Here is a 13,046-nt window from a genome sequence, read left to right as displayed (position 1 = left end):
GCGACGCGCAGTGGCCCCCGTAGTACTTGAGACGGATGCCCGAGAACCCCTCTCCACGGGGACGACCGGCCACTCCCGGTCGGCCTACCGTGTGAGCGTGACCGAGACGACTCACCAGCAGCACGAGGGCGGGACCCGCAGCCAGGAGTACCGGCTGGTCCGGACGTCCTTGCGGGGGCTGCGCCGGGACCTGTTCCACGACCCCTTCGCCTACCGCGTCCTGCCGCCCCGGCACACGGACGGCCCGGTCGTCCGCCGGCTGCCCGGCAGGCTGCGCTCGGACGCGCGGTACCTCCCGCACGCGGTGGTCGGGGCGACCGCGTTCATCGCCTTCGTCGTCGGCACGTTCTCGGGCGACCTGCCCGGCGGTGACGCGCCGGCCCTGCTGACCGGCATCCTGTGCGCCCTCCCGGTGCTCGCCACGCTGGTGCGGCCGATCGGCGCTTTCTGGCTGTCCCTCGCCGTGACCCCGCTGGTCGCGCTGATCAACGGCTCCGGATGGGACTGGCCGTGGATACCCGGCGCGTTCGTCTGCCACCTCACGGTGCTGATCGTCGTGGCGCTGCGCACCCGGCCCCGCACCGCCGTCTGGATGTGGGTCCTGACGTGCGGGTACGCCTTCCTCTCGGACGTCTTCTTCGGCGGGTCGTACTACTACACCAACAGCGGGCCCATGATGGTGACGTCCGCGTTCGCCCTGCTCGTGGTCTGTCTCTGGCACATACGGCAGACGGCCCGCAAAGAGGTGACCGCCCAGCAGACGGTCACCGCGCAGGAGCGGTCCCGGCGGACCCTGCTGGAGGAGCGCACCACCATCGCCCGCGAGCTGCACGACGTGGTCGCGCACCACATGTCGGTGGTGGCCATCCAGGCGGAGGCCGCGCCCTACCGGGTGGAGAATCCGCCGGAGGAGCTGGAGCGGGCGTTCGCCACCATCCGGGAGAACGCGGTGGCGGCCCTCACCGAGCTGCGCCGCGTCCTGGGAGTCGTCCGCGCCGAGGACTACGAGGCCCCGGACGCCCCGCAGCCGACGCTCGCCGACCTGGACGCCCTGCTCGCCAATGTGCGCGAGGCGGGCCTGGCCGTGGACAAGGCGGTGACCGGCGCGGTGCGCGAGCTGCCGCCCGGTGTGGAGCTGTCGGCGTACCGGATCGTGCAGGAGGCGTTGAGCAACAGCCTGCGCCACGCGCCCGGCGCGACGGCCCGCGTCGAGGTCTCCTACGTCCTGGGCGGCCTGGGCCTGCGCGTGGTCAACACCGCCATCCCGCAGAACACCCTGGTGAAACCGTCGCCCGGCGCCGGACACGGCATCACCGGCATGCGCGAACGCGTCTCGATGCTGAACGGCGAGATGACGGCGGGACCGACGGACGACGGCGGGTACGAGGTGGCGGTCTTCCTGCCGGTCACCGTGCAGACCGAAGGTGAAGCATGACGATCCGCGTACTGATCGCCGACGACCAGATGATGGTCCGCGAGGGCTTCTCGGTCCTGCTGAACGCCATGCCGGACATCGAGGTGGCCGGCGAGGCGGTCAACGGCCGGGAGGCGGTGGCGAAGGTCCGCGAGCTGGCCCCGGACGTCGTCCTGATGGACATCCGCATGCCCGAGCTGAACGGCATCGAGGCGACGCGGGAGATCGTGGCGGCGGACGGCACCTCGAAGGTGCTGGTCCTCACCACCTTCGACCTGGACGAGTACGTGTACCAGGCGCTGCGCGCGGGCGCGTCCGGCTTCCTCCTCAAGGACGCCTCGGCCCGCCAGCTCGCGGACGGCGTCCGGGTGGTGGCGGCCGGCGAGGCCCTCCTCGCCCCCTCGATCACCAAGCGCCTGATCACCGAGTTCTCCAAGCTCTCCGACACCCCGCGCCTGATGCCCTCGGCACAGGCGGCCTACGGCGACCTGACCGAACGCGAGACGGAGGTCCTGGTCCTGATCGCGCAGGGCCTGTCCAACTCGGAGATCGCCGGACGCCTGGTGGTCGCCGAGTCGACGATCAAGACCCACGTCAGCCGCATCCTGGTGAAGCTGGGCCTGCGCGACCGCACCCAGGCGGCGGTCTTCGCCTACGAGGCGCGGTTGGTGACCCCGGGCTAGAAACCGGACCCGAGGGGGCGAAGCCCGACGTCCGGCGCGCCTCCGGCTGGGCCCGGCCCCTTCCGCAGACGGCTCGTCGTTTCCTATCGTCCGTCCATGACGGCTGCATCCGATGAAGCTCGTGCGTCCGGCCCCGCGTTCGACCCGTGGGACCCGGCGTTCGTAGACGACCCGTACCCCGCCTTCGCCGAGCTGCGGGCCCGGGGACGCGTGCTCTACTACGAGCCGAGCGACCAGTGGCTGGTCCCGCACCACGCGGATGTCTCGGCGCTGTTGCGCGACCGCCGGCTCGGCCGGACCTACCAGCACCGTTTCACGCACGAGGACTTCGGCCGCACTCCGCCGCCGCCGGAGCAGGAGCCCTTCCACACGCTCAACGACCACGGCATGCTCGACCTGGAGCCGCCGGACCACACCCGTATCCGGCGCCTGGTGTCGAAGGCGTTCACGCCGCGCACCGTGGAGCGGCTGAAGCCGTACGTGCACGGGCTGGCGGACGACCTGGTGTCCCGGCTGGTCGCGGCGGGCGGCGGCGATCTGCTCACCGACGTGGCCGAGCCGCTGCCGGTCGCCGTGATCGCCGAGATGCTGGGCATCCCGGAGTCCGACCGGGCCCCGCTGCGCCCCTGGTCGGCGGACATCTGCGGGATGTACGAGCTGAACCCGTCCGGGGAGACGGCGGCGAAGGCGGTCCGGGCGTCCCTCGACTTCTCCGAGTACCTGCGCACACTCATCGCGGCCCGTCGCAAGGAGCCCGGCGACGACCTGATCTCGGGGCTCATCGCGGCGCACGACGAGGACGACGACCGCCTCACCGAGCAGGAGATGATCTCGACCTGCGTCCTGCTCCTGAACGCCGGTCACGAGGCCACGGTGAACGCCACGGCCAACGGCTGGCTGGCCCTCTTCCGCCACCCGGACCAGCTGGCGGCCCTGCGCGCCGACCACTTTCTGGTCCCGTCCGCCGTGGAGGAGCTGATGCGCTTCGACACCCCGCTCCAGCTCTTCGAACGCTGGGTCCTCGACGAGATCGAGATCGACGGGACGACTCTGCCGCGCGGCGCCGAGGTGGCGATGCTGTTCGGCTCGGCCAACCACGACCCGGCGGTCTTCACCGACCCGGAACGCCTCGACCTCACCCGCCGGGACAACCCCCACATCTCCTTCAGCGCCGGCATCCATTACTGCATCGGCGCCCCGCTGGCCCGCATCGAACTGGCAGCGTCCATGACGTCCTTGCTGGAGCGCGCCCCGGGCCTGCGTCTGGCGGCGGAACCGGAACGCAGGCCGAACTTCGTGATGCGCGGGCTGACGGGACTACGCGTGGAACTGTGACGAGCTGGGGCGCCGTCGCCGTCCCAGCAGCCACGCGCCGAGTCCCCAGAGCACGGCGGGCACGACGGCCCCGGCGAGGAAGACCAACGGCAGCTCGGTGAGGACGGCACCGAAGTCCTGCCCGTTGTTCTCGAACTCGTTGCCCAGGTGCCGCTGGGTCCGTGCGGTCTGCCACCACACGACCACCGCGCCCACGGCCCCGGCCAACGAGACCGCACAGCCACCACCCGTCACCGCATCCCGACTCATACCCGTCCCGACGCTCCCACCCGCCCGGCCGGTTTCACCTCACGTCGTCAGGTCCCGCCGCCGCAGCCCCGCCAGCCCCGCCCCGACCAGCGCCACCGCGATCAGGAGCAGCACCAGCACCGGCGACCAGTCCATCTCCCCGCCGGGCAGCTTCGGCAGGTGCCCGTACGGGGACACGTCCAGGACGGTCTGCGGCACGTCCAGCGCCGGTCCGACCCACCCCAGCAGCAGCACCGCGCCCGCGACGGCCCACGCGGCCACCGCGGCCCGGGGCAGCAGCCCGTGCAGCAGCACCGCCGCCCCGCCGATCACCCACACGGCCGGCAGCTGCACCAGACACGCGCCCAGGATCGCCCCGAAGTCCCGCCCGTAACCGGCCGCGAAACCGAGTCCGGCGAGCAGCATGATGAGCGCCGCGCCGCCGAAGGCGACCACCAGGTGGCCCGCGGCCCACCGCAGTCGGCCCACCGCGCCCGCGAGCACCGGTTCGGCCCGCCCGGACGTCTCCTCGCCGCTGAGCCGCAGCACCGACGCCACGACGTACAGCGCGGCGATCAGCCCGAGCATCCCGACCATCGCCGACACGAAGGCGTCGGTGAGTCCGGCCTGTCCGCCCATCCGCTCGATGATCTGGCGGGCCTGCTCGTTGTCCCCGACCAGATCGGCCGCGCCCTCCGTCATCCCGCCGTAGACGAGACCGGCGAGGAAGAAGCCGATGCTCCAGCCGAGGACGCTGCCGCGTTGCAGGCGCCAGGCCAGCGCACCGGCCGTCCGCAGGCGCCCGGCGGCCGGTCCCGGCCGGGTCGGCAGGAAGCTCATGCCGAGGTCCCGGCGCCCGGCCAGCGCGTAGGCCAGCGCCCCCTGCGCCACCGTCGCGCCCGCGATCAGCAGCAGCGCCCACCAGCGCTCACCGGCGAAGGCCCGCAGGTTCTCCAGCCAGCCGAGCGGTGACACCCAGGTCAGGACCGACGAACCGTCGTCCGTCGCCGAGTCTCCCGCCGCCCGCAGCACGAAGGCCGCGCCCAGCACCGCCGCCGTCAGGCCCCGGGCCAGCCGGGCGCTCTCGGTGAGCTGGGCGACGATCGCCGCCGTGGTCGCGAAGAGCATGCCGACGCCCGCGACTCCGAGTGCGAGGGCCAGCGCGCCGGCCGCCCCCTGTCCGGCCAGTCCGACGGCGATCAGCAGGGCCAGTACGGCGTTGGCGACCGCTGCCGCCAGCAGTGCCGCCGTCAGCGGGGCCCGGCGGCCGACCATTCCGGAGGCGACGACCTCCTGCCGTCCGCTCTCCTCCTCGTCCCGGGTGTGCCGTACGACGATCAGCAGGCTCATCACGGCGGCGAGCGCACCGGCGTACAGGCCGACGCGCCAGGCGGTGAGCGCGCCGAGACCGTCGTCGAAGACGGGGCCGACCAGGGCACGCAGCGAGGAGTTGGTCTCCATCTGCCGCATCAGGTAGGCGCGTTCGGCCGCGGTGCCGTACAGGCCCTTGATGGTGCCCGGCATGGACAGCACCATGAGCGCGTTCACCGCGACCCAGACGGGGATCAGTACGCGGTCGCGGCGCAGGGCGAAGCGCAGCAGGGTGCCGGTGCCGGCCAGTTGGCGCGAGCCCCCGGGCCGGGCCGCGAAGGCGGTGGCGGCGGTTTCGGCGGTGGCGGTCATCGCGCCGTCACCTCCGCTCCGGACTCCGTGTCCTCGGCGTCCCCGGCGTCCCCGGCGTCCCCGGCCTGGTAATGCCGCAGGAACAGCTCCTCCAGCGTCGGCGGTGTCGACGTCAGCGACCGCACGCCCGTCTCGCTCAGCGACCTGAGTACGGCGTCCAGCTTGTCGGTGTCGACCTGGAGCCGGACCCGGTGGCCCTGGACGTCGAGGTCGTGGACGCCCGGCAGGTGGGCGAGGCCGTTCGGGGTGCCCGCGAGTTCGGCGGTGACGCTGGTGCGGGTCAGGTGGCGCAGGTCGGCGAGCGAGCCGCTCTCGACGGTCCGCCCCTTGCGGATGATGCTGACCCGGTCGCACAGCTCCTCGACCTCGCTGAGGATGTGGGAGGAGAGCAGCACCGTCCGGCCGCGCTCGCGCTCCTCCTCGACGCACTTCTGGAAGACCTCCTCCATCAGCGGGTCGAGACCGGAGGTGGGTTCGTCGAGGATCAGCAGGTCGACGTCCGAGGCGAAGGCGGCCACCAGGGCCACCTTCTGCCGGTTGCCCTTGGAGTAGGTGCGGCCCTTCTTGGTCGGGTCGAGTTCGAACCGCTCGACCAGCTCCGCGCGCCGCCGGGTGTCCAGTCCGCCGCGCAGCCGGCCGTAGAGGTCGATGACCTCGCCGCCGGAGAGGTTGCGCCACAGCGTCACGTCACCGGGGACGTACGCGATCCGCCGATGGGCCTCCACCGCGTCCGCCCACGGGTCGCGGCCCAGTACCTGGGCGGCGCCGGAGTCGGCGCGCAGCAGGCCGAGCAGGACGCGGATGGTGGTGGACTTGCCGGCTCCGTTGGGGCCGAGGAAGCCGTGGACCTCGCCGGTCTCGACCTCCAGGTCGAGCCCGTCCAGAGCGTGCGTGCGTCCGAACGACTTGTGGAGTCCGGAGACGCTGATTGCCTTCGTCATGATGTGGAAAGTACGCTTCTTTCAGAAACTTGTGAAGTTAAGAAACCGTCAGGATGGTGAGCGACGCAGCGTGAGAGATGATCGACGGATGACGAAGGAACCAGCGGAAGCGGCCGGGACGGCGACGGAGGCGGCGGGGCCGGGGCGCGACCCCGAGGCGGTGTCCAAGTTCGTGGAGGGCTTCGCGGCCCAGTTGGTAGAGGCCGGGATGCAGCGCATGCCGGCCAGGGTCTTCGCCGCGCTGCTGGCCTCCGACTCGGGTTCGCTGACCTCCGCGGAACTCGGCGCGTGCCTCCGGGTCAGCCCGGCCGGCGTCTCCGGCGCCGTGCGCTACCTCTCGCAGCAGCACATGGTCTCGCGCGAGCGCGAACCCGGCTCGCGCCGGGAGCGTTACCGGGTGCACAGCAACCAGTGGTACGAGGCGCTCACCAACCGCGAGACCATCATCAAGCGCTGGGAGAGCGCGCTGCGCGAGGGCGTCACCAGCCTCGGCGCCGACACCCCCGCGGGCCGGCGCATGGCCGAGACGCTCGCCTTCTTCGAGTTCGTGGACGAGGAGATCGCGGCGATGATGGAACGCTGGCGCGTGCACCGGGAGGAGCGGTTCGGGCGGGGGTGAACGCCTGACGACACCCCTACCCCGCCGGCAGCGTCAGCCCCCACGCCCCCTTCCGCGCCACCCACGTCCGGGTGCCCACCGGTCCGCACACCACCGCGTCGGCCCGGTAGCGGAAGTGCGCCCCCGACACGGTCACCGTCCGTCCGCTCGCCGTCAGCGGCGACGCCTGCGCGTCCACGGACAGGAGCCGCACCTCCACCACGGCCATCCCTCCGGCGCCCGGCATCACCGTCACCGCCGCCACGGGCTGGTCCAGGTCCACCAGCGTCACCCCGTCGACCTCCACCCGCAGCCGGACCGGACCGGCCGCTCCCGGCGCGACGGCGGTCCGGGCCGGACGCGAGGCCGCCAGCGTCCGTACGAGCGACTGGCAGGTCCGCAGCCAGGGACGCACCGGCCCCGGCTCGCCCGGTCCCGCTCCGGGGCCGGTCCCCGCGTGCGTCTGCGCCCGCTGCCGCACCGGCGCCGGCGCGGGAGCGGGAGCGGGCGGAATCCCCACCGCCCCCAGCACCACCCCGTCGCTGTCGTCGACGAGCAGGTCCAGACGCCGTTCCGCGCCGTCGAGCACCGCCCGCGCCGCCGCCACCGCCCCCGTCGGCAGCCCCAGGGACCGGGCGAGGCCGAGCGCCGAGCCCACCGGCACCACGGACAGCACGCAGCCCGCCAGCTCCCGCTGCCGGTGCAGCAGGGCCACCGCCCGCAGCAGCGCGCTGTCGTCACCGACCACCACCGGGCGCCGCGAGCCGCGCCGCCCGAGCGCCCGCGCGAACTCCTCCGGGCCGTCCGGCAGACACACCTTCGTATGCGGCGCGCCCGCGCTGAGCACGTCTTTCGCGATTCTGACCGACTCCCCGTCCAGCCGTCGGGCGACCGGATCGACGACCACCAGAAGCTGATCGGACCTCGCGGAAGAGTTCGCGGAAGAGCTCGTGGAAGTCGCCACCTCGGCCATGCCTCGCTTCCTCGGGTAGCATCTTTGTGCAAGAGCCCCTTGCGCTGTTGCGCCAGGGGCTTCGTCTATTCCGGGGCACCCGGTCCGACGGTTGGCGGCCAACGACGGTCGCGGTGTACGTGGCGGAAACCCGTCGCATACGCCCTCGACCATGGACATGCCCCGCCCGGAAGGGGTGTACGCGCGTGCCCGCACTTGTGCTGCTCGGTGCTCAGTGGGGTGACGAAGGCAAGGGAAAGGCGACGGACCTGCTCGGTGGTTCCGTCGACTATGTGGTGCGCTACCAGGGCGGCAACAACGCCGGCCACACGGTAGTCGTGGGCGACCAGAAGTACGCCCTGCACCTGCTCCCTTCCGGGATTCTCTCCCCCGGCTGCACGCCGGTCATCGGCAACGGCGTCGTCGTCGACCCGTCGGTCCTGTTCTCCGAGCTGAGCGGGCTGAACGAGCGCGGCGTCGACACGTCCAAGCTCCTGATCAGCGGCAACGCTCACATCATCACGCCGTACAACGTCACCGTCGACAAGGTGACGGAACGCTTCCTCGGCAAGCGCAAGATCGGCACCACCGGGCGCGGCATCGGCCCGACCTATGCCGACAAGATCAACCGCGTGGGCATCCGGGTCCAGGACCTCTACGACGAGTCGATCCTCACCCAGAAGGTCGAGGCGGCGCTCGACGTCAAGAACCAGATGCTCACCAAGCTCTACAACCGCCGCGCGATCGCCACCGGTCAGGTCGTCGAGGAGCTGCTGGGCTACGCCGACAAGCTCGCGCCGTATGTCGCCGACACCGTCCTGGTCCTCAACCAGGCACTCGACGACGACAAGGTGGTCCTCTTCGAGGGCGGCCAGGGCACGCTCCTGGACATCGACCACGGCACGTACCCCTTCGTCACCTCCTCGAACCCGACCGCGGGCGGCGCCTGCACCGGCGCCGGCGTGGGCCCGACGAAGATCAGCCGGGTCATCGGCATCCTCAAGGCGTACACGACCCGCGTCGGTGCCGGACCCTTCCCGACCGAGCTGTTCGACGAAGACGGCGAGGCCCTGCGCCGCATCGGCGGCGAGCGTGGCGTCACCACCGGCCGCGACCGGCGCTGCGGCTGGTTCGACGCGGTGATCGCCCGCTACGCCACCCGCGTCAACGGCCTCACCGACTTCTTCCTCACCAAGCTCGACGTCCTCACCGGCTGGGAGCAGATCCCGGTCTGCGTGGCCTACGAGATCGACGGCAAGCGCGTCGAGGAGCTGCCGTACTCGCAGTCCGACTTCCACCACGCCAAGCCGGTCTACGAGACGCTGCCCGGCTGGAGCGAGGACATCACCAAGGCGAAGTCCTTCTCCGACCTGCCGAAGAACGCCCAGGCGTACGTCAAGGCCCTGGAGGAGATGTCCGGCGCCCCGATCTCCGCGATCGGCGTCGGCCCGGGCCGGGACGAGACGATCGAGATCAACTCGTTCCTGTAGGCACCCCGCGCGCGCCGACGGCCGGGACCCCGCACGGGGCCCCGGCCGTCGCCGTCGACACGGCGGATACGCTGGCCGGAGCCTCACAGCCTTGCGGCGGACGGACAGCACGGACAGCACGGAGCGAGCGGACATGCGGAAGCCCACCACCCGGACGTGGATCTGGCTGGCCGTTGCGGTCGTCGCCGTGACCGGCGGTGCCTTCTACGTCGACGGCCACCGCGTCTCCGCGGCCCCGCACGCCGACGACCCCAAGTGCGACCGGGTGATCTCCCGCCTCCCCTACGACATACCCGGCGCCTCGCGCGACTGGGCCCTGGGGAACGCGGTCGCCTCCTGGGGCGGCCAGAAGGCGGTGTTCCGCTGCGGCGCCGAGGAGCTTCAGCCCAACGTCAACCTCTGCGTCACCGCCGACGGCGTCGACTGGGTCCTGGACGAGGCCCGGCTCAAGCGCGACGGCGTGAGCGTCCTGCGGACCTACGGCCGCTCACCGGCCGTGGAGTTCACGTACTCCGGTCCGCGCGAGGAGGTGGGCGGCATCCTCGCCACGCTGGACCCGGCCGTGAAGTGGCTCCCCCAGCAGCGCAAGTGCATCGGCCTCGACGACGCCGCCACCGCCCTGTAGCCCTTCGTTCGGCCCCCTTTGCCGGGCGTCGGCGTGCTCCGTGGTGTCGGATCGGGGCATGACCGACCCCTCCAGCGCCGCTTCCTGCCAGGGCCCGTACGGCGGCGGGACCGGGCCCGGCGACTGCGGGGACCCGGCGCGCTTCGAGGTCGCCCGGCACCTGCGGGCGCCGTTGCTGGTGTGCCCCGTCCACCTGGGGCCGTCCCTGCTGCTGGCCGACGGGGTGCTGTGGCCGCCGGGGATCACACTGGTGCGCTGACAGGCCCTTGCGGGGGCCGTGTACGCCGGATGGTTGACTGGGGCCCGCCCTTGAAGGCCGGTGGACGCGGAAGGAACCGTACGGTGCCCGGACGACCCGACGACATGGCCCGGCAGTTCGAGCTGGACCGGCCCCGGCTGCGGGCGGTCGCGTACCGGATCCTCGGTTCGCTCGGCGAGGCGGACGACGCCCTCCAGGAGGCCTGGCTGCGGGCCGACCGGGCGGACACCTCCGAGGTGGGCAACCCCTCGGGCTGGCTCACCACGGTCGTGGCGCGGGTCTGCCTCAACCTGCTCCGTGCCCGGGACACCCGCCGCGAGGAGCCGCTGGACGACGGAGCGCGCAGGCAACCTGCCGTCACCGGCGGCGGCGCGGACCCGGCCGAGGAGGTGCAGCTCGCCGACGAGGTCGGGATCGCGCTGCTGATCGTGATGGACACCCTCGGGCCCGCCGAGCGGCTCGCGTTCGTCCTGCACGACATGTTCGACGTGCCCTTCGACGACATCGCCGCCATGCTCGACAAGACCCCCGCCGCCACCCGCCAGCTGGCCAGCCGCGCCCGCCGCCGGGTCCGGGGCGTGCCCGCGCCCGACGCCGACCCACCGCGCCGGCGCCGCGCGGTCGACGCCTACCTGGCGGCCACCCGCGGCGGCGACTTCGACGCGCTGGTGGCCCTGCTCCACCCGGACGTCGTGCTGCACGCCGACGCGGCGGTCGTGCCGACGCCCGAGCCCGTCACCGTCAGCGGTGTGGAGCGGGTGGCCAGGGGTGCGATGGCCTCCATGGGCCGGGCCAGGGCCGCCGCCGTCGTTCTCGTCGACGGCCGGGCGGGCCTGGCGATGGCCGAGCACGGCAGGCTGCGCGTCGTGCTCCGCTTCGACTTCGCCGCCGACGGCCGCATCACCGGCATCGACGTGATCGCGGACCCGGCTCGCCTGAACGAACTGAACATAACGGGCATAAGCTGAATGGGTACACGTCGCGTCGACAGAAGAAGGTGAGTGCGATGCGCGTGCTGCTCAAGGCGACGCTGGACACGGACCGGGCGAACGAGGCGATCCGCAGCGGGAAACTCCCCGAGCTGATCAGCCGGACCCTCGACCACATCAAGCCGGAGGCCGCCTACTTCGGTCCCCTCGGCGGCCGGCGGACGGCCCTGATGGTCTTCGACATGCAGGACAGCTCCGAACTGCCGCCCACCGGTGAGCCGTTCTTCACCGAGCTGAACGCGGAGGTCGAGGTCTCCCCGATCATGAACGCGGACGATCTGCGCAAGGGCCTGTCCCAGCTGTGATCAGCTGAAGACGATCATCGATCCCTGAGCCAGGCTCCGCGTCGCCGCCGCGTGCAGTCCCAGCCACACGTGCCGCTCCCGGGCGAACGGACTGGAGTCGTACGGCGCGGGCACCGCGGGTTCCTCCAGCTCCGTCGGGCCGAGCGGCGGCTGCGGCGGGGCCGGTGGGTTGGCCGGGTCGATGCCGAGGGCCGGGGCGACGGCCTCCAGTTCCCGCAGCAGGGTGTGCGAGGAGCCCAAGGGGCCGCCGCCCGCCAGGAGTTCGTCACTGGAGAGGGGGTGCGGGAAGTCGACCGGGACGTAGGCGCCCGCGTGGTCGTAGTGCCAGACCAGGTGGGACTGCTGCGCCGTCGACTCGAACATCTCCAGCAACTGCTCGTAGTCGCCGCCGAGTTCGTCCACCGGCGTCACCGGGAGGCCGCACACCTGGAGGAGGTGCGCCCGGCGCAGGAAGTGCAGCGCGTCGTAGTCGAAGCCGGCCACCGGCGCGACCTCGCCGGAGAGCCCGGGCATGTACTGGTACACCGGCACCGGCGGCAGTCCGGCCTCGGCCAGCACCTTGTCGTACTGCGCGAGTTCCTCGGCGAACGGGTTGTCCGGCGTGTGGCACAGGATGTCGACGAGCGGTACCAGCCACAGGTCACAGGCCAAAAGAGGGCTCCTCACACAGCACGGTGGTCAAGGCAGCGTAGTCGGTGTGCGCCGGTGCGCGCCCACGTGCAGGTCCCTTACCCACCTGGGGCCGGACCACGACACGTCCGGCGTTGGTCATCCGGCGGCGAGCCCTTCGATGAGGGCCAGCGAGTGGGTGTTGTACGCGTCGACGAGCGAACGCGCGCCCGGGACGTCGCGCCGCGCCAGGGCGTCGACCAGTTCGGTGTGCCCGGACCACAGCGCGCCGCGCAGGTCGCTGAGCCGGCGCAGGTGCTGCACCGTGCACACCCAGCTCTGCACGCGCAGCCGGTGCAGGAAGTCGCAGAGATAGGGGTTGCCGAAGAGGGTGGCCAGCTCGCGCCAGTAGCGCAGGTCGTAGCCGATCAGGACGGTCAGGTCCCCGGCCGCGGCGGCGCGCTGGGCCTCCTCGCCGCGCCGGCGGACCCCGGCGAGGGCGGCGGCGATGCGCGGATCGGCCGGGTCGGGGCCGCCCGGCAGGTCCGTGGCGAGCGCGAGGAACATCCCGTCGGTCACGAGACTGCGGGCCTCGATCATGCCGCGGAAGTCGTCGACCGAGTACTCGTGGACGCGGAAGCCGCGGTGGTGGTCGGCGTCGAGGAGCCCCTGCGCGGACAGGTCGACCAGGGCCTCGCGCACCGGCGTCGCGGAGACGCCGTACTGCTCGGCGATCTCCTTGACCGTGAACTCCTGCCCCGGCTGGAGCCGCCCGGCCAGCACCTCGTCGCGGAGCGCGTCGGCGATCTGCTGCCGCAGGGTGCTGCGCGTGACGGCACCGGTGCCGCTGGGGCCGGGCATGGGCGGGCGTCTCCTCGTCGCGTGCGGGGGCGTGCTCGTACACATGTCTACCGCGTACGAGCACGCAACCCTAC

At 72.3% G+C, this 13,046-nt stretch carries 15 protein-coding genes; 9 read left to right on the top strand and 6 right to left on the bottom strand.

The features are described from left to right. Window positions 1-10 precede the first annotated feature (10 nt). The 3 genes from ACZ56V_RS13610 (at window position 11) to ACZ56V_RS13600 (ending at window position 3,432) form a co-directional block, all read left to right on the top strand. Entirely contained in the window at window positions 11-1,435 is a 1,425-nt protein-coding gene (locus tag ACZ56V_RS13610; RefSeq protein ID WP_398911653.1) for a sensor histidine kinase, read from the top strand. Next, the gene (locus tag ACZ56V_RS13605; RefSeq protein ID WP_398911654.1) at window positions 1,432-2,097 is read left to right on the top strand and encodes a response regulator; all 666 of its coding nucleotides are present in this window, start codon (window positions 1,432-1,434) and stop codon (window positions 2,095-2,097) included. Before ACZ56V_RS13610 ends, ACZ56V_RS13605 begins: the two co-directional genes overlap by 4 nt. A 96-nt stretch (window positions 2,098-2,193) precedes the next feature. Then, window positions 2,194-3,432: a cytochrome P450 gene (locus ACZ56V_RS13600; RefSeq protein WP_468942090.1), complete on the top strand. Its 1,239-nt coding sequence runs from the start codon at window positions 2,194-2,196 to the stop codon at window positions 3,430-3,432. On the opposite strand, the gene ACZ56V_RS13595 is transcribed toward ACZ56V_RS13600, so the two are convergent. Genes ACZ56V_RS13595 through ACZ56V_RS13585 form a run of 3 tightly spaced genes read right to left on the bottom strand, consistent with a single transcriptional unit; the run spans window position 3,415 to window position 6,284 of the window. Continuing rightward, window positions 3,415-3,681: a hypothetical protein gene (locus ACZ56V_RS13595; protein WP_398911656.1), complete on the bottom strand. Its 267-nt coding sequence runs from the start codon at window positions 3,679-3,681 to the stop codon at window positions 3,415-3,417. The two genes, ACZ56V_RS13600 and ACZ56V_RS13595, sit on opposite strands and share 18 nt — an antisense overlap. 39 nt (window positions 3,682-3,720) lie before the next feature. Then, a complete protein-coding gene (locus tag ACZ56V_RS13590) occupies window positions 3,721-5,343 on the bottom strand; it encodes an ABC transporter permease (protein ID WP_468942087.1) in 1,623 nt (540 codons plus the stop codon). Beyond that, window positions 5,340-6,284, bottom strand: a complete 945-nt coding sequence (locus ACZ56V_RS13585; RefSeq protein ID WP_468942085.1) for an ABC transporter ATP-binding protein — start codon at window positions 6,282-6,284, stop codon at window positions 5,340-5,342. The genes ACZ56V_RS13590 and ACZ56V_RS13585 overlap by 4 nt, the downstream gene beginning before the upstream one ends. An 88-nt stretch (window positions 6,285-6,372) precedes the next feature. Between ACZ56V_RS13585 and ACZ56V_RS13580 the strand changes: the two genes are divergently transcribed. After that, window positions 6,373-6,903 (top strand): GbsR/MarR family transcriptional regulator, encoded by a 531-nt coding sequence (locus tag ACZ56V_RS13580; protein WP_398911659.1) that lies wholly within the window; start codon window positions 6,373-6,375, stop codon window positions 6,901-6,903. A 16-nt stretch (window positions 6,904-6,919) separates the two neighbouring features. Here ACZ56V_RS13580 and ACZ56V_RS13575 read toward each other — a convergent pair whose 3' ends face one another. Next, complete coding sequence (locus ACZ56V_RS13575) at window positions 6,920-7,855, bottom strand: diacylglycerol kinase family protein (RefSeq protein ID WP_398911660.1); 936 nt, start codon at window positions 7,853-7,855, stop codon at window positions 6,920-6,922. Window positions 7,856-8,040: 185 nt separating this feature from the next. Between ACZ56V_RS13575 and ACZ56V_RS13570 the strand changes: the two genes are divergently transcribed. From ACZ56V_RS13570 to ACZ56V_RS13550, 5 genes are all read left to right on the top strand, one after another. After that, window positions 8,041-9,324 carry an adenylosuccinate synthase gene (locus ACZ56V_RS13570; protein WP_003975310.1) on the top strand — a complete coding sequence of 428 codons (1,284 nt, stop codon included), beginning with the start codon at window positions 8,041-8,043 and terminating at the stop codon, window positions 9,322-9,324. A 133-nt stretch (window positions 9,325-9,457) separates the two neighbouring features. Continuing rightward, entirely contained in the window at window positions 9,458-9,949 is a 492-nt protein-coding gene (locus tag ACZ56V_RS13565; RefSeq protein WP_468942081.1) for a DUF3515 family protein, read from the top strand. Window positions 9,950-10,007: 58 nt separating this feature from the next. Next, window positions 10,008-10,208: a hypothetical protein gene (locus tag ACZ56V_RS13560; protein ID WP_468942078.1), complete on the top strand. Its 201-nt coding sequence runs from the start codon at window positions 10,008-10,010 to the stop codon at window positions 10,206-10,208. A gap of 83 nt (window positions 10,209-10,291) precedes the next feature. Further along, the gene (locus ACZ56V_RS13555; protein WP_468942075.1) at window positions 10,292-11,176 is read left to right on the top strand and encodes a sigma-70 family RNA polymerase sigma factor; all 885 of its coding nucleotides are present in this window, start codon (window positions 10,292-10,294) and stop codon (window positions 11,174-11,176) included. A gap of 38 nt (window positions 11,177-11,214) precedes the next feature. Continuing rightward, window positions 11,215-11,502: a hypothetical protein gene (locus ACZ56V_RS13550; protein WP_030183794.1), complete on the top strand. Its 288-nt coding sequence runs from the start codon at window positions 11,215-11,217 to the stop codon at window positions 11,500-11,502. Here ACZ56V_RS13550 and ACZ56V_RS13545 read toward each other — a convergent pair whose 3' ends face one another. Together ACZ56V_RS13545 and ACZ56V_RS13540 are read right to left on the bottom strand one after the other, a co-directional pair. Continuing rightward, window positions 11,503-12,153 (bottom strand): hypothetical protein, encoded by a 651-nt coding sequence (locus ACZ56V_RS13545; RefSeq protein ID WP_356368687.1) that lies wholly within the window; start codon window positions 12,151-12,153, stop codon window positions 11,503-11,505. A gap of 117 nt (window positions 12,154-12,270) precedes the next feature. Beyond that, window positions 12,271-12,972 carry a GntR family transcriptional regulator gene (locus tag ACZ56V_RS13540; protein ID WP_468942071.1) on the bottom strand — a complete coding sequence of 234 codons (702 nt, stop codon included), beginning with the start codon at window positions 12,970-12,972 and terminating at the stop codon, window positions 12,271-12,273. Window positions 12,973-13,046: the final 74 nt, after the last annotated feature.

Source organism: Streptomyces sp. NPDC034099 (genome assembly GCF_055575415.1).
Note: the sequence above shows the minus strand (reverse complement) of the source record. Positions and strands in the feature narration are given on the sequence as shown.

What these genes read in the sequence shown, in the direction of transcription:
- ACZ56V_RS13605 (WP_398911654.1), top strand. Translation starts at nt 1,432, where the DNA reads ATGACGATCCGCGTACTGATCGCCGACGACCAGATGATGGTCCGCGAG.
- ACZ56V_RS13600 (WP_468942090.1), top strand. Translation starts at nt 2,194, where the DNA reads ATGACGGCTGCATCCGATGAAGCTCGTGCGTCCGGCCCCGCGTTCGAC.
- ACZ56V_RS13595 (WP_398911656.1), bottom strand. Translation starts at nt 3,681, where the DNA reads ATGAGTCGGGATGCGGTGACGGGTGGTGGCTGTGCGGTCTCGTTGGCC.
- ACZ56V_RS13590 (WP_468942087.1), bottom strand. Translation starts at nt 5,343, where the DNA reads ATGACCGCCACCGCCGAAACCGCCGCCACCGCCTTCGCGGCCCGGCCC.
- ACZ56V_RS13585 (WP_468942085.1), bottom strand. Translation starts at nt 6,284, where the DNA reads ATGACGAAGGCAATCAGCGTCTCCGGACTCCACAAGTCGTTCGGACGC.
- ACZ56V_RS13580 (WP_398911659.1), top strand. Translation starts at nt 6,373, where the DNA reads ATGACGAAGGAACCAGCGGAAGCGGCCGGGACGGCGACGGAGGCGGCG.
- ACZ56V_RS13575 (WP_398911660.1), bottom strand. Translation starts at nt 7,855, where the DNA reads ATGGCCGAGGTGGCGACTTCCACGAGCTCTTCCGCGAACTCTTCCGCG.
- ACZ56V_RS13565 (WP_468942081.1), top strand. Translation starts at nt 9,458, where the DNA reads ATGCGGAAGCCCACCACCCGGACGTGGATCTGGCTGGCCGTTGCGGTC.
- ACZ56V_RS13560 (WP_468942078.1), top strand. Translation starts at nt 10,008, where the DNA reads ATGACCGACCCCTCCAGCGCCGCTTCCTGCCAGGGCCCGTACGGCGGC.
- ACZ56V_RS13550 (WP_030183794.1), top strand. Translation starts at nt 11,215, where the DNA reads ATGCGCGTGCTGCTCAAGGCGACGCTGGACACGGACCGGGCGAACGAG.
- ACZ56V_RS13540 (WP_468942071.1), bottom strand. Translation starts at nt 12,972, where the DNA reads ATGCCCGGCCCCAGCGGCACCGGTGCCGTCACGCGCAGCACCCTGCGG.